10 protein-coding genes and 1 pseudogene are annotated in these 13,505 nt (G+C 70.2%); 5 read left to right on the top strand and 6 right to left on the bottom strand.

Annotation, left to right across the window (positions count from 1 at the left end):
* A partial coding sequence (locus tag Q0716_RS05900) for a UvrD-helicase domain-containing protein (RefSeq protein WP_299020776.1) occupies window positions 1-2,091 on the bottom strand: 2,091 nt, incomplete at its 3' end.
* The gene (recC, locus tag Q0716_RS05895) at window positions 2,088-5,768 is read right to left on the bottom strand and encodes an exodeoxyribonuclease V subunit gamma (RefSeq protein ID WP_299020773.1); all 3,681 of its coding nucleotides are present in this window, start codon (window positions 5,766-5,768) and stop codon (window positions 2,088-2,090) included. The genes Q0716_RS05900 and recC, both read right to left, overlap by 4 nt.
* 62 nt (window positions 5,769-5,830) lie before the next feature.
* Here recC and greB point away from each other — a divergent pair, with 62 nt between their 5' ends.
* Window positions 5,831-6,400, top strand: a complete 570-nt coding sequence (gene greB, locus Q0716_RS05890) for a transcription elongation factor GreB (protein ID WP_299020772.1) — start codon at window positions 5,831-5,833, stop codon at window positions 6,398-6,400.
* Between the two features lie 36 nt (window positions 6,401-6,436).
* On the opposite strand, the gene Q0716_RS05885 is transcribed toward greB, so the two are convergent.
* The 4 genes from Q0716_RS05885 to Q0716_RS05870 form a co-directional block, all read right to left on the bottom strand.
* Window positions 6,437-8,728 carry a bifunctional (p)ppGpp synthetase/guanosine-3',5'-bis(diphosphate) 3'-pyrophosphohydrolase gene (locus tag Q0716_RS05885; RefSeq protein WP_299020770.1) on the bottom strand — a complete coding sequence of 764 codons (2,292 nt, stop codon included), beginning with the start codon at window positions 8,726-8,728 and terminating at the stop codon, window positions 6,437-6,439.
* 64 nt (window positions 8,729-8,792) lie between these two features.
* Window positions 8,793-8,996 carry a DNA-directed RNA polymerase subunit omega gene (rpoZ, locus tag Q0716_RS05880; RefSeq protein WP_299020768.1) on the bottom strand — a complete coding sequence of 68 codons (204 nt, stop codon included), beginning with the start codon at window positions 8,994-8,996 and terminating at the stop codon, window positions 8,793-8,795.
* A 15-nt stretch (window positions 8,997-9,011) separates the two neighbouring features.
* Complete coding sequence (gmk, locus tag Q0716_RS05875; RefSeq protein ID WP_299020767.1) at window positions 9,012-9,647, bottom strand: guanylate kinase; 636 nt, start codon at window positions 9,645-9,647, stop codon at window positions 9,012-9,014.
* 5 nt (window positions 9,648-9,652) lie between these two features.
* Window positions 9,653-10,564 (bottom strand): YicC/YloC family endoribonuclease, encoded by a 912-nt coding sequence (locus tag Q0716_RS05870; RefSeq protein WP_299020766.1) that lies wholly within the window; start codon window positions 10,562-10,564, stop codon window positions 9,653-9,655.
* Between the two features lie 73 nt (window positions 10,565-10,637).
* Between Q0716_RS05870 and Q0716_RS05865 the strand changes: the two genes are divergently transcribed.
* The 4 genes and pseudogenes from Q0716_RS05865 to Q0716_RS05850 form a co-directional block, all read left to right on the top strand.
* Window positions 10,638-11,654: a serine/threonine-protein kinase gene (locus Q0716_RS05865; RefSeq protein WP_299020765.1), complete on the top strand. Its 1,017-nt coding sequence runs from the start codon at window positions 10,638-10,640 to the stop codon at window positions 11,652-11,654.
* Window positions 11,651-12,592, top strand: coding sequence for a PP2C family serine/threonine-protein phosphatase (locus Q0716_RS05860; RefSeq protein WP_299020764.1), 942 nt, complete (start codon window positions 11,651-11,653; stop codon window positions 12,590-12,592). Before Q0716_RS05865 ends, Q0716_RS05860 begins: the two co-directional genes overlap by 4 nt.
* A gap of 15 nt (window positions 12,593-12,607) precedes the next feature.
* Complete coding sequence (rph, locus tag Q0716_RS05855; RefSeq protein ID WP_299020763.1) at window positions 12,608-13,372, top strand: ribonuclease PH; 765 nt, start codon at window positions 12,608-12,610, stop codon at window positions 13,370-13,372.
* Window positions 13,373-13,376: 4 nt separating this feature from the next.
* Window positions 13,377-13,505 (top strand): annotated as a pseudogene (locus tag Q0716_RS05850) (non-canonical purine NTP pyrophosphatase); the annotation flags it as partial.

Here is a 13,505-nt window from a genome sequence, read left to right as displayed (position 1 = left end):
CAGCACGCCGTGGCGCTGCCACAGGTCGTGGTAGCGCTCGAAGCGCTCGATCGTCTGCTCCCATGCACCATCGTCGCTGGTCAGGCGCTCGATGTCGGCAGGCGTCAGATCCAGGCTGGCGGTGGCCAGCGCGGCCCGGATGGCGTCGCCGTCGCGCGGGTGGGCACAGGCGTGCAGCCAGTGCGCCAGGTCTTCGGCTTCAGGGCTGGCGTAGACCGACTCCCGGTCGGACCGATAGACGCTGGCCAGGCCGCACTGGCGCAGCGCCCGCTGCAGCGCCTGCGCCTCGTACCGGTCGTTGACCAGGATGGCGATGTCGGCAGGACGCAGCGGGCGCCAGCCGTCGCCGGTCGACCAGCCCAGCCGGTGTTCGCTGGCCTGTTGCAGCCACTGCACCACTTGGTTGGCGCAGGCGTCGGCCACGGCGTCGCGCAGGCGCTCTTTCGACCACGGCTCAGCGCCTGGCCGCACGTGCGCCAGGATCAGCGCGGGCAGCGCAGGGCCGCCGGGCCCCCGCGTCCATGGGGGTGCTCGCCCCTCGGCCTGCACGGGCACGAAGGGCAGCGGATCGTCGTCCCCGCGGCGAAACAGAAACGCCCCCTCGGCCCGCCGCGCCTGCGCGTGGTCAAAGACGTGGTTGACCGCGGCGACCATGTCGGCGCTGGAGCGGCGGTTGGTGTCGAGCCGCCACAGCCGCCCGCTGCACGCGCGGCGCGCCAACAGGTAACTGTGGATGTCGGCTTGCCGAAAGGCGTAGATGGCTTGCTTGGGGTCGCCGATGAGGATGAGGGCGGTATGGGGCGCCGGCTGCGCCAGGGTGTAGATGCGGTCGAGGATGTGCAGCTGGGTGGGGTCGGTGTCCTGAAATTCGTCCACCAGCGCGACCGGCCAGCGCGCGCGCGCGCGCGCCGCCAGTGCCGCGCCAGTGGGGCCATCCAAGGCCTGGGCCAGGCGGCGCAGCAAGCCGTCGAAGTCCACCTGGTCGCGCTGCGCCCATTGCTCGGCGATGCGGCGCTGCACCCAAACGGCCGCGTGGCGCCACAGCCAGCCCAGCGGCGAGGGCAGGCGCGGCAACGCCTCGAGCAGCGCGGGGATGCCATCCCAGATCGCCAGCGCGGCGACCGCGGGGGGGATGGCACCGTCCGGATACTGGGCCTGCAGCCAGTCGCGGCGCAAGCGCCCGAGGCCCGTGCCCAGTTTCGGGGGTTGGTCGTCGTCCGGATCCTGCGCCCAGCGCTGCAGGGTGTTCAGCCAGCGCTCGACGTCGCTGCGCCGTCCCAGTGTTTTGGGCAGGATGCCGGCGTCGAGCGCCTCCAGCGCGGCTTGCGCGTGCGACACCCAGGGTGTCTTGAGCGCGACGAGCGCCGCCTGGCGCGCGTCCAGGGCGCGTGCCAGTCCCTCGGCGACCGGGGTGTCGGCCAGCGGTGGGTCGGTGGCGTGCCAGCGGTCGGCGTGGGGCAGCAGTGGGCGCACCTCGGCCGCCAGCGCCTGCGGGCCGGTCCAGGTCTGCGCTACCCAGCGGGCCAACTCTGCAGGCAGCGGCTGGATTTGCAGGCGCCACAGGTCGGCGGCCGCTTCCTCGATGGCGTCGGCTGGGTCGGGCACGAGCGTGAGCGTGAACGGCGTGCCGCTGGCGAATGCCTGCTCGCGCAGTACGCGCTGGCACCAGCCGTGCAGGGTGGCGATGGCGGCTTCGTCCATCGCGTCGGCGGCATATTGCAACCGCTGGGCCAGCGCCGGCCAGTCCGTTGGTGGGTACAGGGCGCGCAGCGCGGCGATGGGCTGCAGCGCTTCGGGCCAGGCGTCGGGGTCGCGCTGCCCGTCGCGAAAGACCGAGGCCGCCTCGGCCAGGCGCTGCCGGATGCGGTTTTTCAGCTCCTGGGTCGCGGCGTCGGTGAAGGTGACGACCAGAATCTCGCGCGGGTGCAGCGCCCGCTCGATGGCCGCCGCGCCCGGATGTGGCCCCAGCACCAGCCGCAGGTAAAGCATGGCGATGGTCCAGGTTTTGCCGGTGCCGGCGCTGGCTTCGATGAGCTGGCTGCCCTGCAGCGGAAAGTCCCCGATGGATCGCAGGTCGTGCACGGTGCTCATGGCTGATCGTCGGCGTCGTGGCGAGGGGGTGATGACAGGGCGTCGCGCAGCGGCCGCAGCAGCGCGCGCGCCGTCTGCGCCAGCGGGCTGTGCTCGGCACCATCCAGTGGCCCGGCCAGGGCGGCGAAATCGGGGCAGGCGCGCCGCCAGTCGGGGTCGGTGTCGAGCACGCCGCGCTGGTGCTCGTTGCCTTCGTAGACCAGGCGCGCCGCGAGCCACGCGGCGCGGGCACCGGCGCGTTCTTCGTTGCGCAGCCAGGCGGCGGCACTCTTGGGTTCGAACCGGCAGGGAGCAGACATGCCGGCCCACCAGTGGCGCAGCAGGGACTCCCAAGCGGCATCGGCCTGCTCTGGTGACAGGGGCGACAACACAACCGCCCCGCGTGGGCTGAGTACCCAGGTGGCCAGTGGCCCGCCGGCGCGGTGGTGGGCCAGGTGCTGCACCCAGGCCGAGGTGAGCGTGTGCAGCCGGTACTGCCCGCCGTTGCCCGATGGGTTCTCGATGACGGCGCTGCCTTGCCACAGCAGCCGCGCGCGCGTGCCGTCCTCGGCGCGGTGGACGGGTCCGAGCGCATCGCGCACGCGCACCACGGGGTCGCACCCGGGGGCAGGTTCGTCCAGCCAGTCGGGCTGGGTCTGCGCCAGGGGGTGGCGGCGGAAAAATTCACCCGCCAGGGACCAGACGCGCCTGGCTTGCGTGTTCCAGTCGCCGGCGAGGGTGTCGCCAAACGTGCCGGGTGGCCACTCGCCACGGGCGATGGCGCGACGCCAGACGGCCTCGGCTGCGGCCAGCGCGGCCTTGAGCGGCGCACCGGCGCGCGCCTGACGCACCACGGCCGCCACCCACGCCGTATCCATGCGCCAGCGGCTCAGGCCGTCGGGTTCGAGGATGTCGCGGTCGTCATCGGCCGGTGCCGCGTCGGCCAAATGGACGCGCAGGCGCTGTTGAAAGAACGCCCGTGCCGGGTTGCGCAAGAAGGCGCCGAGCTGGGCGGTGTCCAGCGGGGCGTCGGGTGTCCACGGCGGCAGTGTCGCGGCGTCGTCGCGCGGCTGGCGCGCGGGCAGCCACTCGTGCGCGTAGCTGAACCACGGCAGGCCGGGCGGGGGCGGCTGCCGGGGGTCGGGCGTGGCGGGAAAGTAGGCCGCATCGAAGGGCTGCAGGCGGTGCCGGGTGGTCAGCGCCGCCAGCAGCGCGTCCCCAGCATCGTCCCGGTCGCACCCGGTCAGCCGCCAGCCGGCGGCGATGTGCTGGCGCAGCTGTGCGACCAGCGCGGACGGGGCGCGCTCGCCGTCGTCCACCGGGCTGTGACCCACCCACGACAACGTCAGCCGCTCGCGCGCCGACAGCAAGGCCTCCAGAAACAGGTACTGGTCCTCGTGGCGGCGCTGCCGGTCACCCGGGCGTGGGTGCAAGGCCATGAGGTCGAAGTCGTCCGCCGTGTGCCGCCGCGGGTAGGACGCATCGTCCATGCCCAGCAGGTGGATGACGCGAAACGGCACCGCCCGCATGGGCAGCAGCGTCGCGACGGTGAGCGTGCCGTTGAGAAAGCGCTGCCGTGGCGGGGGCAGGGCGGCGCGCGCGAGCCACGCTTCGGCCACCACGGCCAAGGGCAGTGGTTCTGACCCGGCGGCAGCGGCCTCCAGGCCCCACTCCAGCGCCGCGCTGCGCAGCCGTTGCAGCGCGCGCACTTCCGCGGGGTCGGCCTGGGGGGCGTCGACGTCGAAGCAGTCGTCGAGCAACGCCAGCAGCCGCGGCACCCAAGCAGCCGCGTCGGTCGGTGTGGCCAGGCTGTGCGTCAGCCGCTGCAGGGTATCGATCACGGTTTGCAGGCGCTCGATGCCGTCGACTTCCAGCGGCGAGACGCCGCCCACGGGCACGCTGCCGCGCCATTCGGTGTCGTCGGGGCCGAGGACATAGCCCAGCCAGAGCCGCTGCAGGCCGTCGCGCCAGCTCAGCCGCGCCGCGTGCGCATCGGCCGGATCCACCAGGCCCAGCTGCACGCGGTGGGCGACGTCGATTCCCCAGCGGATGCCAGCGTCGGCGATCCAGCGCTGCAGCCGTTCGCGCTGGTCGAGGGTGATCCGGAAGCGGCGCGCGAACGCTGGCACGTCGAGCCAGCCCAGCACCTCGCTCGCGCCCAGGCGTCTGCGCGGCAGCGCCAGCAGCTCGGCGACGGCTTGCTGCAGGCGCGTGCCGGCGTCTTCGACCCAGTCGCTGATAGTGTAGGGCACATGGCGCGGATCGTGGCGCGGGATGCGGCCGAAGACGGCGTGAAACAGCGGTGCATAAACGGCCACGTCCGGCACCATCACCAGAATGTCGCGCGGCTGCAGCGTCGGGTCGCGGTGCAGCTCGGCCAGCACCTGATCGTGCAGCACCTCCACCTCGCGCAGCGCGGTGTGGCAGACGTGAAAGCGCAGCGAATCGTCGCGGGTGGGATCGACCGCTGACCAGCGCTGCCGTGTCTCGGCCAGCGGACGGCCATGCAGGATGTCGTCTTGCAGCTGGGCCAGCAGCGTGGCGCGCTCGGACGCCGCTTCGGCGCCGTCTGGCAGCGCGTCGAACAGGTCGACACGGTTGCCCCACGCGCGCAGCTGCGCATCCAGCGCATCGCGCAGCGGCCGGTCTTCGTGCGCCTGCAGCAGCGCAATGAAGTCGCGCCCCTGGCGGCCCCAGGCCGCAAGCAGCGGGTGGCTGTGTTGGGCGAGCGTGCCTTCGTCCAGCTGTGCGGGGCTGCCGGGGCGGCGCGCTGCGCGTTCGCGCCAACGCTCGTCGATGCGGGCCAGCCAGGCCGCGTCAGGGACGGTGTCGGCCCAGTAATACTGACACGGGTTGAGCACGCAGACCAAGATGGGCAGCCAACGTGCCGCCACGGCCAGCGCCTCCAGCACGGGTGGCGGCAGCGCGCTGAGCCCAAAGACGGTCAGCCGCGAGGGCAGCCCCGGGGGGCGCTCGCCGCATCCTGCAAGGGCAGCGGCCATAAAGGCTGCATGAATGTCGGCGCGGCTGGCACTGGGGATGGATTGGGCGTCGGCGCCGAGGTCGGCGCGGATGCGCCGCCACAAGGCGGACTGCCACTGCTGCTCCGGGGCCAGCGGGTGTGCGCGGCCGTGAGCGTCGCGCCACTGGTCGCGGCCCGCTGCCCAGTCGGCCAGCCAGTCGGCGCGGTAGACCTGGTACTGGTCGTACAGGTCGGCCAGCCGGTGCGCCAGTTGTCCGCGCTTGCGGCCGTCCGTGTCGTTGGCCAGATAGGCGCGCAGGGGGGCAAAGGGTTCGTCCGTCAAGGTGGGCAACAGGCGCCACAGGCGCCACGTCAGTGGCCCTTCGGCCAGCACCGGGGTGTCGGGCACGGCGTCGGTGCCGAGCACCGCGCGGTAGGCTTGCCACAGCCATTGCGCGGGCAACAGCCACTCGACCCCGGCGGCGATGCCGCCCGGCGCGGCAGCCATGGTCTGCCGGATCCACTGCCCCACGCCGTGCGACGGCACGAGCCAGACGTCGTTGTCCAGCGGCGGTAGGGGCTGTTGCCGGTTCCACTGCAGCGCCACCTCGAGCAGGCGCTCGGCCCGGTTGCCGTGCACCACCACCAGGCCGGAGGCCGGCGCGCCACCGTGGGGGCGGCTACCCGGGCCGCTGACGGCGTCGGTGCTGGGGTTCTCCCTGTGGTTGGTTGGCATGGCGTGATGGTAGCAAGCCGCGCGCCGCGCCGATCGGCTGGCGCTGGTGTAAGGTTCGCCCCATGAGCAAGGCATTCACCAAGGAACTCGACACCGACGACGAGGACGATCTGCCCGAGGCGCGCCTGCCCCAGGGCAGCCGCAACTACATGACGCCCGCGGGTTACGCCCGGCTGCGCGCGGAGCTGATGCACCTCATCGACGAGGAGCGGCCGCGCGTGGTCGAAACCGTGTCCTGGGCGGCCAGCAACGGCGACCGCTCGGAAAACGGCGACTACCTCTACGGCAAGAAGCGCCTGCGCGAGATCGATCGCCGCATCCGTTTTCTGACCAAGCGGCTCGAGCGCGCCGAGGTCGTCGATCCCAGCGTGCACCACGGCAAGGACCAGGTGTTTTTTGGCGCCACGGTCACCTTCGCCCGCGCCGATGGCAGCGAAGAGACGGTGACCATCCTCGGCATCGACGAGGCGGACAGCCGCCAGGGCCAAGTGAGCTGGATTTCGCCCGTCGCCCAGGCGCTGCTCAAGGCGCGCGAAGGCGACGAGGTGCGCTTGCGCACGCCCGCCGGGGTGGAGGTGCTCGAAATCGTGCGCGTGCAGTACCCCGCGCCTGACGGTGGCACACCGTCTTGAGCGTCGCCGCAGCGCCAGTCGTGCCGTGTGCGCGCGTCACTGGCCGGCGTCGGCCGATCGCGCGGGCCGCTGGCGCTGCGCACGCAACACCGATGGCGTGCGGCGCAGCTGTCGCAAGACCTGCGCCAGATGCACGCGGTCGCGCACCGCGATCGTGAAGCGCAGCTCGGTGGTGGACTGGGCGGCCTCGTCACCCATGTGGATGTGGGTGATGTCGGCTTCAGCGGTGGCGATGGCGGCCGCCACACGCGCCAGCACACCTTTGCCGTTGCTGACGGTCACGACGACCGTCGACTCGAACGGGCGGGTGAGATCCTCGGCCCACTCGACTTCGAGAAAACGTTCGCGGTCGCGGTGCAGCAGCCGGCGCACGACCGGGCAGTCCTCGGTGTGCACGGCCAGCCCCTCACCGCGGCCCAGGTAGCCGACGATGCGGTCACCGGGGATCGGCCGGCAGCACGGCGCGTAGACCACGGACGCGCCTTCACTGCCATCGAGCGTGACCACGCCCTGGCTGGGTTGGTCCTCGGTCGGGGTGCCAAAGCGCTCCTGGCTGATGAGCAGCACGTCGGGGCGAGTGCCGGCTTCGGCCATCAGCGCGGCGAGCTTCTTTCCCACCATGCCCGCGATGCGGCGCCCGAGGCCGATGTCGATCAACAGCTCGTCGCGCGTGCGGTTACCGGTGAAGCGCAGCAGCTTGTCCCAGATCGGCTGACCCGCCGCGTCCTCCGTCGGCAGGTTGGGAATACCTTCCGCGCGCAACGCCTGTTGCAGCAGGCGCTCGCCCAAGGCGCGCGATTCTTCTTGGGCCAGCGTCTTGAGGTAATGACGGATCTTGGAGCGCGCGCGGCCGGTCTTGACGAAACCGAGCCACGCAGGGTTGGGTTTGGCGTGCGGCGAGGTGGTGATTTCCACCACGTCGCCGTTGTGCAGTTCGGTGCGCAGCGGTACCTGCTCGCCATTGACCGTGGCACCGATGGCGCGGTGGCCGACGTCGCTGTGGATGGCGTAGGCGAAGTCGACCGCCGTGGCCCCCCGGGGCAGCGCCAGGATCTTGCTCTTGGGCGTGAAGACGTAGACGGAGTCCGGAAAGAGGTCGATGCGCACGTGGTCCCAGAATTCGCCCGAATCCTTGGTCTCTTGCTGGATGTCGAGCAGCGACTGCAGCCACTGCGCGTTGAGCGTCTGTGCCGAGGCGTCTCCCGCCTCACCGACCTTGTACAGCCAGTGCGCGGCGATGCCGGATTCAGCCACCACATCCATGGTGGGCGTGCGCAGCTGAAATTCGATTGCCGTGCCGAACGGCCCGACCAGCGTCGTGTGCAGCGACTGGTAGCCGTTGACCTTGGGGATGGCGATGTAGTCCCGAAACTTGCCCGGCAGGGGCTTGTAGAGCTGGTGCAACACGCCCAGCGCGGTGTAGCAGTCCAGCACCTGCGGGACGATGATGCGAAAGCCGTAGATGTCGGTCACCTGTGCGAATGACAGGTGTTTGGTATCCATCTTGCGGTAGATGGAGTACAGGGTTTTTTCGCGCCCGGTGATGTGCACATCCAGGCCGCTGTCGCGAAACGCGGCCTCGACCTCGCCTTGCACGCGAGCGATCAAGTCGTGGCGACGTGCACGCGAGCGCGCCAGGGCCTTGGACAGCGCCTGGTAGCGCCAAGGATGCAGGTAGCGAAACGCCAGGTCCTGCAGCTCGCGATAGAGATTGTTGAGCCCGAGACGGTGCGCGATCGGGGCGTAGATGTCGAGCGTCTCGCGTGCGATGCGCGCCCATTTGTGGCGCGGCATGTCGCCCATGGTGCGCATGTTGTGCAGCCGGTCGGCCAGCTTGATGAGGATGACGCGCACGTCGCGCGCCATGGCCAGCAGCATTTTGCGAAACGACTCCGCCTGGCCTTGCTCGCGGCTATCGAACGCCAGCTTGTCCAGCTTGGTCAGGCCATCGACCAGGTCGGCAACCGCGGCGCCGAAGCGCTCGGTCAATTCGGCTTTGGAGACGCCACAGTCCTCCAGCACGTCATGCAGCAGGGCTGCACACAGGGCCTGCGCGTCGAGCTTCCATTCGGTGCACAGCTGCGCGACCGCGATCGGGTGTGTGATGTAGGGGTCACCGTTTTTGCGCATCTGGCCCAGGTGGGCCTGGTCGGCGAAGCGGTACGCCTGGCGTACCTGCTCGACCTCGTGCGCGGACAGATAACCCAGCCGGGACTCGAGTGCCGCAAAGCTGGCCGCTGCCGCACTCGCCGCTGCCTGAGGGGGCGTGGCGGGCGGACGGGCGCCGAATGAGGTGCCAACGGCTAAGCTTAGGGTTTCGACACTCACCCTGCTAATGTAAACAAAAAAGGCGCTCGGTGTGAGCGCCTGGTTTTGCGCGCACGCGCGCCGGTCAGACCGGGACCTTGCGCAGCATCTCGAGCCCGACCAGCCCAGCGGCGATTTCTCGCAGGGCCGTCACGGCGGGTTTGTTGCGGGATTCGATCTTGGGCGCGTGGCCTTGGTTGAGCATGCGCGCGCGGTAAGTGGCCGCGAGCACGAGCTGGAAGCGGTTCGGAATCTTCTCCAGGCAATCCTCGACGGTGATGCGTGCCATGGAAACCTCCGGCAGTTAGCAAGTAGGGGGTTGGGGAATGCCCAAGGCCTGAAAGACCTCGGCCCGGGCGCGCCGCTGTGCCGCTACCCGCAGCCGCTGCGAGTGCGTGATCGTTTTGAGGTCGAACAGCGCGCGCTCGAAAACCTCATTGATTATAACGTAGTCGAATTCGTGGACGTGGGCCATCTCCTGCGCCGCGTTGCGCAGGCGCAGCTCGATGACGTCATCGCTGTCTTCGCCGCGGCGCTGCAGCCGGCGCCGCAGCTCGTCCCAACTGGGCGGCAAGATGAAAATCAGCACCGCGTTGGCAAACTGGCGACGGATCTGCAGCGCGCCCTGGTAGTCGATCTCGAGCACGATGTCGGCGCCGGCCGCGATCTTGTCTTCGATAGCTTTGCGCGATGTGCCGTAGCGCCGGTTGTGCACCTGCGCCCACTCGACGAAGGCGTCGGCCTCGATCATGCGGTCGAACTCGTCGTCGCTGACGAAGTAGTACTCGCGCCCGTGCACCTCCTGCCCGCGCGGCGCGCGCGTGGTGTGCGAGACCGACAGCTCCATGCGCGAGTCGACCTCGAGCAGCGCCTTGACCAGGCTGGACTTGCCGGTGCCGCTGGGTGCGGCCACGACGAACAGATTGCCAGGGTAATCCATGCGGTTCATTCGAGGTTTTGGACCTGTTCGCGCAGCTGCTCGATCAGCACTTTCATGTCGACCGACAGGCGCGTGAGTTCGAGGCTGGCCGACTTCGAGCCCAGCGTGTTGGCTTCGCGGTGCAGCTCTTGGATCAGGAAGTCGAGCCGCTTGCCGACCTCGCCGCCGCGCTCGAGCAGCCGCTCGATTTCCGTCAGGTGTGACTGCAGCCGGGTAAGCTCCTCGGCCACGTCCACCCGCACGGCGAAGGCCGCCGCTTCGGCCAACGCGCGCTCCTGCAGCGCAGCGGGGTCGGCTGGCGTGGCACCCAGCGCATCGTGAAAACGCTGCAAGAAGCGCTCCCGCTGCTGTGCCACGACCTGCGGCACGAGGGGGGCGGCCTGCTCGGCGAGCGCGCGCAGTTGCGCCACCCGGTCCCTCAGCATCGCTACCAGCCGCGCGCCCTCCCGTTCACGCGCCGCGTTGAAGTCATCGAGCACGCGCTGCGCCAGTGCGAGCAGCGGCTCACGCCAATCCGTACCAGAGGCATTTCCGCGCTGGGCGAGCTGCAGCACTTCGGCCACCGAGAGTCCCCGCGCCTGCGGCAGCCAGGCCTGCACTTGCTCCTGTACGCCCGACAGCCGCTGCAGCTCGGCCGCGCTGGGCGCGCGCAGCGCTGCCTCGCCCCGTTGCTCGATCCAGGCGCGCAGTTCCACCTTGCCGCGCCGCACGCGTACCGCGACACACTCGCGCAAGGCGGGCTCGGCAGTACGCAGCTCGTCGGGTAGGCGCAGCGACAGGTCCAGAAAGCGGCTGTTGACGGCGCGCACCTCTAACCCGATGGTACCCATCGCGCGCTGGGGGGCATCGGTGTCGGCCCGTGCCGCTGCGGGGTCGGTTTGCCCCGTGGCATAGCCGGTCATGCTGTACACTGGCATTGGCATTTCAGATGGAGGGCGGCCCCGCGGGCGGCGTCGGTCGCTGGGGGCGGGGGTTGCGCATGCACCGATTATGTCAAAGACCAAGCCAGCTCCCCTGCCGCCAGACACCGTGATCGGCGGCTACCGGATCGTGCGCCTGCTGGCAGCGGGCGGCTTCGGGCTGGTCTATCTGGCCCTCGACGCCCATGGCCAGGAGGTCGCGATCAAGGAGTATCTGCCGGCCTCGCTCGCGATGCGAGCCCCCGGCGAGCTGCTGCCGGTCGTGGCGCCGGACAAACAAGCCTTGTATCGCTTGGGCCTGCGCAGCTTTTTCGAGGAAGGCCGCGCACTGGCGCAAATTTCGCACCCGGCGGTCGTGGGCGTCCTCAATTTCTTTCGCGAAAACGAGACTGTCTACATGGTGATGGACTACCTGCGCGGCGCATCGCTGCAGGAGTTCATCGTCGCCGCACGCAGTCGGCAGCGCAAAAAGGTGCTGCGCGAAGCGACCATACGCTCGCTTTTCGACGAGATTTTGCGCGGGTTGCGCATCGTGCACCAGCACAAGATGCTGCACCTCGACATCAAGCCGGCCAACATTTTCATCACGGACGACAACCGCGCGGTGCTGATCGACTTCGGCGCGGCGCGCGAGGTGCTCAACACCGAAGGCACGTTCGTGCGGCCCATGTACACCCCCGGCTTTGCCGCGCCCGAGATGTACCGCCGCACCGGGGGAGCGGGGTTGGGGCCGTGGACCGACATCTACGCCATCGGCGCCTGCCTGTACGCGTGCATGCAGGGCTATCCGCCGCACGATGCGCCCCAGCGCCAGGACAAGGACCGGCTGCCGGCCTCGCTGGCCCGCTTGCGCGGGGTGTACTCGGACAACCTGATCCAGGTGGTGCAGTGGTGCATGGCGCTCGACCCCCTGTCGCGGCCGCAGTCGGTGTTTGCACTGCAACGCGAGCTGGCGCGCGAGGACTCGCCCGAGGAGGCGGTCGCGGCGCCGTGGTGGCAGCGCTGGCGTGACCGTCTCGGTCTGACGCGCACGGCGTCGGCGGCCACCCCGCAGAGTCAGCGTTCCAGCTTTCTGGAGCCGCCGTGAAGTTTTCCGTCTACCAGGCCAGCCACATCGGCGGGCGGGCGCGCAACGAAGACCGCGTGGGCTACACCTACACCCGACAGGCCGTGCTGCTGGTGCTGGCCGACGGCATGGGGGGGCATCCCGACGGGGACCAGGCGGCGGACATCGCGGTGCGCACCTTCGTGCAAGCTTTCGTCGGGCAAGCCGTCCCGAAGCTGGCCGACCCCCGGGCGTTTCTGGAGGCGACCGTGATGCAAGCCAGCCAGGCCATCGTCGATTTTGCCCACGCGCATCACCGCACCGAGCATCCCCGCACGACGGTCGTGGCTGCCGTGGTGCAGGACGGCGAGCTGACCGCGCTGCACAGCGGCGACTCGCGCCTGTACTGGGCGCGGGACGGGCGGTTGGTCGCGCGCACGCGCGACCACAGCTACCACGACAAGCCGGAGCTGTTCGCCACGCGGCCCGCCAGCGTGTCCCGCAGCGTGTTGTTCACCTGTCTGGGATCGGACACGCCGCCGCTGTACGATGTGCTGGGGCCGGTGGCGTTGCGGCATGGCGATCGCGTGCTGTTGTGCTCCGACGGGCTGTGGGCAGTGATGGACGACGACGACCTGGCCGCCGGCCTGTATGGGGTGCCGCTGGCCGATGCGGTGGCGCAGCTGTCCGAGCTGGCCGTGCGGCGGGGCGGGCGGCACGGTGACAACGTCTCGCTCATCGGGCTGGAGTGGCAGGCCGACGATGGATTTCCCTCCACTCAGGTGCTCGAGCCGGCGTGGCTGGCGCACGCGGCGGCTGCACCCGCCCCGCTGCCGGCTGAGGGATTGCCCGCTGCCGAGCTCGACGACGCCGAGATCGAGCGTACCATTGCCGAAATCAACGACGCCATCCGTCGCACCCGGCGCCAGACACCCCCGGCCCAGGTGCCGACGCGACCGGAGCGCAAGCGCCCCTCTTGAACTTCGACCCTTTCCATGACCGACGACACGTTTCTGACAGCCAGTGCCCAGCGCCGCCACGACGGCCGCGCCCCCGACGAATTGCGCCCGGTGCGCATCACCCGCGGCTACACCGTCCACGCCGAGGGATCGGTGTTGATCGAGTTCGGCCGCACGCGCGTGCTGTGCACGGCGTCGGTGGAAGAGCGCGTGCCGCCGCACAAAAAAGGCAGCGGCGAGGGCTGGGTGACGGCGGAGTACGGCATGCTGCCGCGCTCGACCCACACCCGCAGCGAGCGCGAGGCGGCGCGCGGCAAACAAAGCGGCCGCACGCAGGAGATCCAGCGCCTCATTGGCCGCTCGCTGCGTGCGGTATTCGACCTGGCGGCGTTGGGCGAGCGCACACTGACGCTGGACTGCGACGTGCTGCAGGCCGATGGCGGCACGCGCACCGCCGCCATCACCGGCGCCTACGTGGCCGCGCACGATGCGGTGCAGCGCCTGCTGGCGGAAGGCAAGCTCGAGCGCAACCCGATCCGGCACCCGGTGGCGGCGGTGTCGGTGGGCATCGTGGACGGCGTGCCGGTGCTCGATCTGGACTACGTGGAGGACGCGGGCTGCGCGACCGACATGAACGTCGTCATGACCGGGGCCGGGCAGTATGTCGAGGTGCAGGGCACGGCCGAGGGCGAGCCTTTTGGCCGTGAGGCGTTGCAGCGTCTGCTCGAGCTGGCCGAGCGCGGCATCCAGCAACTCATCGCCCTGCAGCGTGCGGTGCTGGCGGGCGCCGAGGTGGGGTGAGGCGATGACCGCACCGGTCATACCGCGCCGTCTGGTGCTGGCGTCCAACAACGCGGGCAAGCTGGCGGAGTTGCAGGCCTTGTTCGCGCCGCTGGGGCTGGAGCTGGTCACGCAGGGCAGTCTGGGCATTCCC

The sequence above is a fragment of the uncultured Tepidimonas sp. genome, from assembly GCF_938045175.1.
Classification (GTDB): Bacteria; Pseudomonadota; Gammaproteobacteria; order Burkholderiales; family Burkholderiaceae_C; genus Tepidimonas.
Note: the sequence above shows the minus strand (reverse complement) of the source record. Positions and strands in the feature narration are given on the sequence as shown.

Bases quoted from the DNA above. Each gene is read 5' to 3' on its own strand.
- recC (WP_299020773.1), bottom strand. From the start codon at position 5,768: ATGCCAACCAACCACAGGGAGAACCCCAGCACCGACGCCGTCAGCGGC.
- greB (WP_299020772.1), top strand. From the start codon at position 5,831: ATGAGCAAGGCATTCACCAAGGAACTCGACACCGACGACGAGGACGAT.
- rpoZ (WP_299020768.1), bottom strand. From the start codon at position 8,996: ATGGCACGCATCACCGTCGAGGATTGCCTGGAGAAGATTCCGAACCGC.
- gmk (WP_299020767.1), bottom strand. From the start codon at position 9,647: ATGGATTACCCTGGCAATCTGTTCGTCGTGGCCGCACCCAGCGGCACC.
- Q0716_RS05870 (WP_299020766.1), bottom strand. From the start codon at position 10,564: ATGCCAGTGTACAGCATGACCGGCTATGCCACGGGGCAAACCGACCCC.
- Q0716_RS05865 (WP_299020765.1), top strand. From the start codon at position 10,638: ATGTCAAAGACCAAGCCAGCTCCCCTGCCGCCAGACACCGTGATCGGC.
- rph (WP_299020763.1), top strand. From the start codon at position 12,608: ATGACCGACGACACGTTTCTGACAGCCAGTGCCCAGCGCCGCCACGAC.